Genomic DNA, 3,468 nt, shown 5'->3' on the forward strand with positions numbered 1-3,468 from the left:
CGCCCTCCACACCCTCGCATCCTGCGCCCCGCCCTCAACCCCCCCTCACCCCCACCTCACCCCCAGCTCACCCCCAGCTCACGCCCAGCTCACGCCCAGCTCACGCCCAGCTCACGCCCAGCTCACGCATTGTCACCGTTGCGTTACGATCTCAAGCTTCTCAAAAGAATTTGCCCGAGGCAATACAGATGTTATTTTGTCCGACACACATTGCCATCGCGCGGCACGCTCTGATTGCGTGCCTGATTGCGTGCCTGGGGGGCAAGAGACAGACGATGGAAAGTTCGTACAGGCGCAGGAAACAGCCGGAGCTGGTCAAGCGGACCCTGATAGATGAAGCGGCAAAACTTGCCGTGCGGGAAGGGCTTGCCTCCGTGACCGTTCAGGCCGTATCCGACGCAGCGGGGGTGACCAAGGGCGGCTTCATCCATCATTTTCCGAGCAAGAAGGACCTGATCGACGCCGTCTTCGGGGAACTCCTTGAAGCAATCGATGACGATATCGATGCCCGTATGTCCAAGGACCCCGAGCCCTATGGCGCGTTTACGCGCGCCTATATCAACTCAGTCTTCCAAAACAATCTCTGCGCCAAGGGCGGCCAGTGGGCGCCGCTGACGATTTCGGCGCTGACCGATCCGTATCTGCGCGATCTCATGGCAAGCTGGGTCGAGGAACGGGCGCAGCGCCACAATGAGACGGATGGCGATACGCACTTGAAGATCGCGCGCCTGGCTGCCGACGGCATCTGGCTCGCCCATCTTTATAAGATCAAGATCACCGATCCAGAGACGCTGAGGTCTGAGCTTTTGGCAACCACCAGAAAGTCGGATGCGCAGCGCAAGAACTAGATAATTGCCCCGATTCGGGTATGCGCCCTACAACCTAAGTCTAAGCCCTCGCCTTCGTTTGCAACTTATTAACCATATTACCTGAAGCTTTCCTCGTTTGCTTGGGGGAGCCGAGGTCATGTATGCGCTGAAGACGGTGGAGGAGGTTGCCGACGAGCCGGATGGGCACAGCGCGGAGGCGTTGCGCCATGTCCTTTCCAGGCTCGCAGAAGAGGCGTCCACGCTCGGCATCGATCTCGTCGATATCGCCGGCGCCATCCAGGACATGGCGGCGATGTCGGCGCGCCATGCGACGGCATTCGACGATGTGACGCGGACAGCACTTTCGATCGCCGAGACGAACCGGGCAGTTGCCATGTCGCTCAACGAGACGGACCGGACGGCAGCGGAGGCCCGGCACATGTTGAAGGAATCGGCCGGCCGCCTGTCGGGCTCGGTCGAAGAGATCGGCCATATGGTGGAGTCCTCCGAGGAGATCAGCGCCGAGATCAATACCTTCTCCAAATCGCTTGCCGATGTCGACAAGGTTGCCGCAGAGATCAGCACCATCGCGCGGCAGACGAACCTTTTGGCGCTCAACGCCGCAATCGAAGCGGCACGCGCCGGCGAAGCGGGCAAGGGCTTTGCCGTCGTCGCCTCGGAAATCCGCGCGCTGTCGCTGCAGACCTCCAAGGCGACTGGCTCCATCCAGGAAACGCTGGACGAGCTGCGCATCAGGATCGACCGTCTCTCGGCGGCAGGCAGCGGTGCGCGCGAAAGTGCTGCCGGCGTCAAGGATAAGTCCGAGGCGATGCGCGGCGCATTCACCAAGATGGAGCATGTGATCACTCAGATCCTCGACAGCTCCACGGTCATGGCAAGGACCACCGAGGCTGTCGACCAGCAATGCGCCGGTTTCGTCGCCAAGCTCGGCGAGATGTCGGCCGAAGTGCTGAATTCCAACGTGAAGCTCCAGCAGGCCGCAAAGCGCGTCGACAGCGTCGTCGGCCTTTCCGAGAAACTGGTGCAGTTGACAGCGAGCGCCGGTGTGCAAACGACAGACAGCCTCTGGATCGCCAAGGCGCAAGGTGTGGCCTCCGCGATTTCCGACGTCTTCGAACATGCCGTCGCCGAGGGCCGCATCGGCTTCGAGGCGTTGTTCAACCGGCAATACCGCCCGATCCCGGGGACCGATCCGGTGCAGCTCATGGCGGCTTTCACGGAACTCACCGACCGCCTGCTGCCGCCGATCCAGGAGCCCGTGGCCGCCTGCGACGAGCGCATCGCCTTTTGCGCGGCGGTCGATGAGAACGGCTATCTGCCGACGCACAACCGGAAATTCTCCGAACCCCAGCGGCCGGGCGATACGGTGTGGAACACCGCCAACTGCCGCAACCGGCGCATCTTCAACGACCGCGTCGGCCTTGCCGCGGGAAAAAGCACAGCACCTTTCCTCGTGCAGACCTATCGCCGCGACATGGGCGGCGGCAGTTTCGTGATGATGAAGGACATCTCCGCCCCGATCACCGTCCGCGGGCGGCATTGGGGCGGGCTGAGGCTGGCGGTAAAGGTCTAGCGTTGCCGCCCGCACTCCGCCGGTCTATACCGCGCAGATGAGATTGCGTACCGACATCTTCGTTTCCGCCCTCCTGCGCCGCGTTTTTGCCAGGGGCGATTTCGCCGCTGTGGAGAAGAAGGGGGCGGAGGAGGCGGGTGCCATCTTCATCCGCCAGCATTTCCGCGACGGGTTCGAAACGCTCTACGCGCCTGCCCCGCAAAGCGTCTTCGATGTGGAGGAGAGCGGCATGCGTCTTTTTGAAATCAGGCTTGAGAAAGCGGAGGCCGAGAAGGTGCGCGAACTGCTCGACCGCGAGCGGAAGTTCGATCCGGATCTCTGGATCGTCGAGCTCGAAGCCGACGACGTCGCGGAGATCGTGCCGCTGGCCGACGAGCGGCAGAACCCCCTTTGAAGTTCTTACCGGCGGCCGACGATGCGGATATCGCGTGCCGGCGGCTCCTGGCGCACGGCGCGCGGGGCGGAAGCGGCGGATTGCTCCCCCCGCACCTGGTCTTCCGGTTTATAGGTATAGCTGTCGGCGCGACGCCAGGCTTCGACCCGCTGATGGCATTCGTCCGGATCGAGCGCATCCAGCACCATCCAGGCGCGAGTCACGTTGTGCTGCGGCTCGGAAAGATGCGGATACAGCCTCTCCAGCACGAAAACGGCGTCGAGAAAGCCCATGCCGAGGCTGGTCAGGGTCGTTGCGAGCTGCTGGCCGGAGAGATCGAGCATGATGCGCTCGGCAAGCCAGCGGCTGGCCGAAAGCGCGTCGGCAAGCGCCGTTGCGAAGGACCCGGCCTCCCGTGCGCGGGCAAAGCGGACGAGCAGCGCCTCCTGGATGTCGGACAGCGTGCGCAGGCCGAGGCGGTTGCTGTCATTACGTCCGAGATGTCGTGCTAGCCCCTTGATCCGTTCGCGCATCGCCTCTTCGCGGGCAAGGCGCTCGACGAAATCGGCCGCCTCCCTCGTGGGCTCGGGCGGCTGGGGGGGCTGCGCTTCGGCCACGGCCGCCGGCGGCGGCTTGGCGGGATGCGAGGTGTCCGTGGCGCACAGCCGTTCCGTGCGCATTGGGGCACCGGG

3 protein-coding genes and 1 pseudogene are annotated in these 3,468 nt (G+C 63.6%); 3 read left to right on the forward strand and 1 reads right to left on the reverse strand.

Annotated elements, in window-relative coordinates; all coding sequences use genetic code 11:
- The first annotated feature begins 275 nt into the window (after positions 1–275).
- From C9413_RS29690 to C9413_RS29700, 3 genes are all read left to right on the forward strand, one after another.
- Positions 276–848, forward strand: a complete 573-nt coding sequence (locus C9413_RS29690) for a TetR/AcrR family transcriptional regulator (protein WP_039844343.1) — start codon at positions 276–278, stop codon at positions 846–848.
- A gap of 118 nt (positions 849–966) precedes the next feature.
- Positions 967–2,403 (forward strand): methyl-accepting chemotaxis protein, encoded by a 1,437-nt coding sequence (locus tag C9413_RS29695; RefSeq protein WP_039844344.1) that lies wholly within the window; start codon positions 967–969, stop codon positions 2,401–2,403.
- A gap of 37 nt (positions 2,404–2,440) precedes the next feature.
- Positions 2,441–2,797: a DUF1491 family protein gene (locus C9413_RS29700; protein ID WP_039844345.1), complete on the forward strand. Its 357-nt coding sequence runs from the start codon at positions 2,441–2,443 to the stop codon at positions 2,795–2,797.
- 5 nt (positions 2,798–2,802) lie between these two features.
- Here C9413_RS29700 and C9413_RS29705 read toward each other — a convergent pair.
- Positions 2,803–3,468: pseudogene (locus C9413_RS29705) on the reverse strand (hypothetical protein); the annotation flags it as partial.

Origin of the sequence: Rhizobium sp. SEMIA 4085, assembly GCF_013004495.1 — a bacterium.
In the GTDB taxonomy this organism is placed as follows: Bacteria; Pseudomonadota; Alphaproteobacteria; order Rhizobiales; family Rhizobiaceae; genus Rhizobium; species Rhizobium gallicum.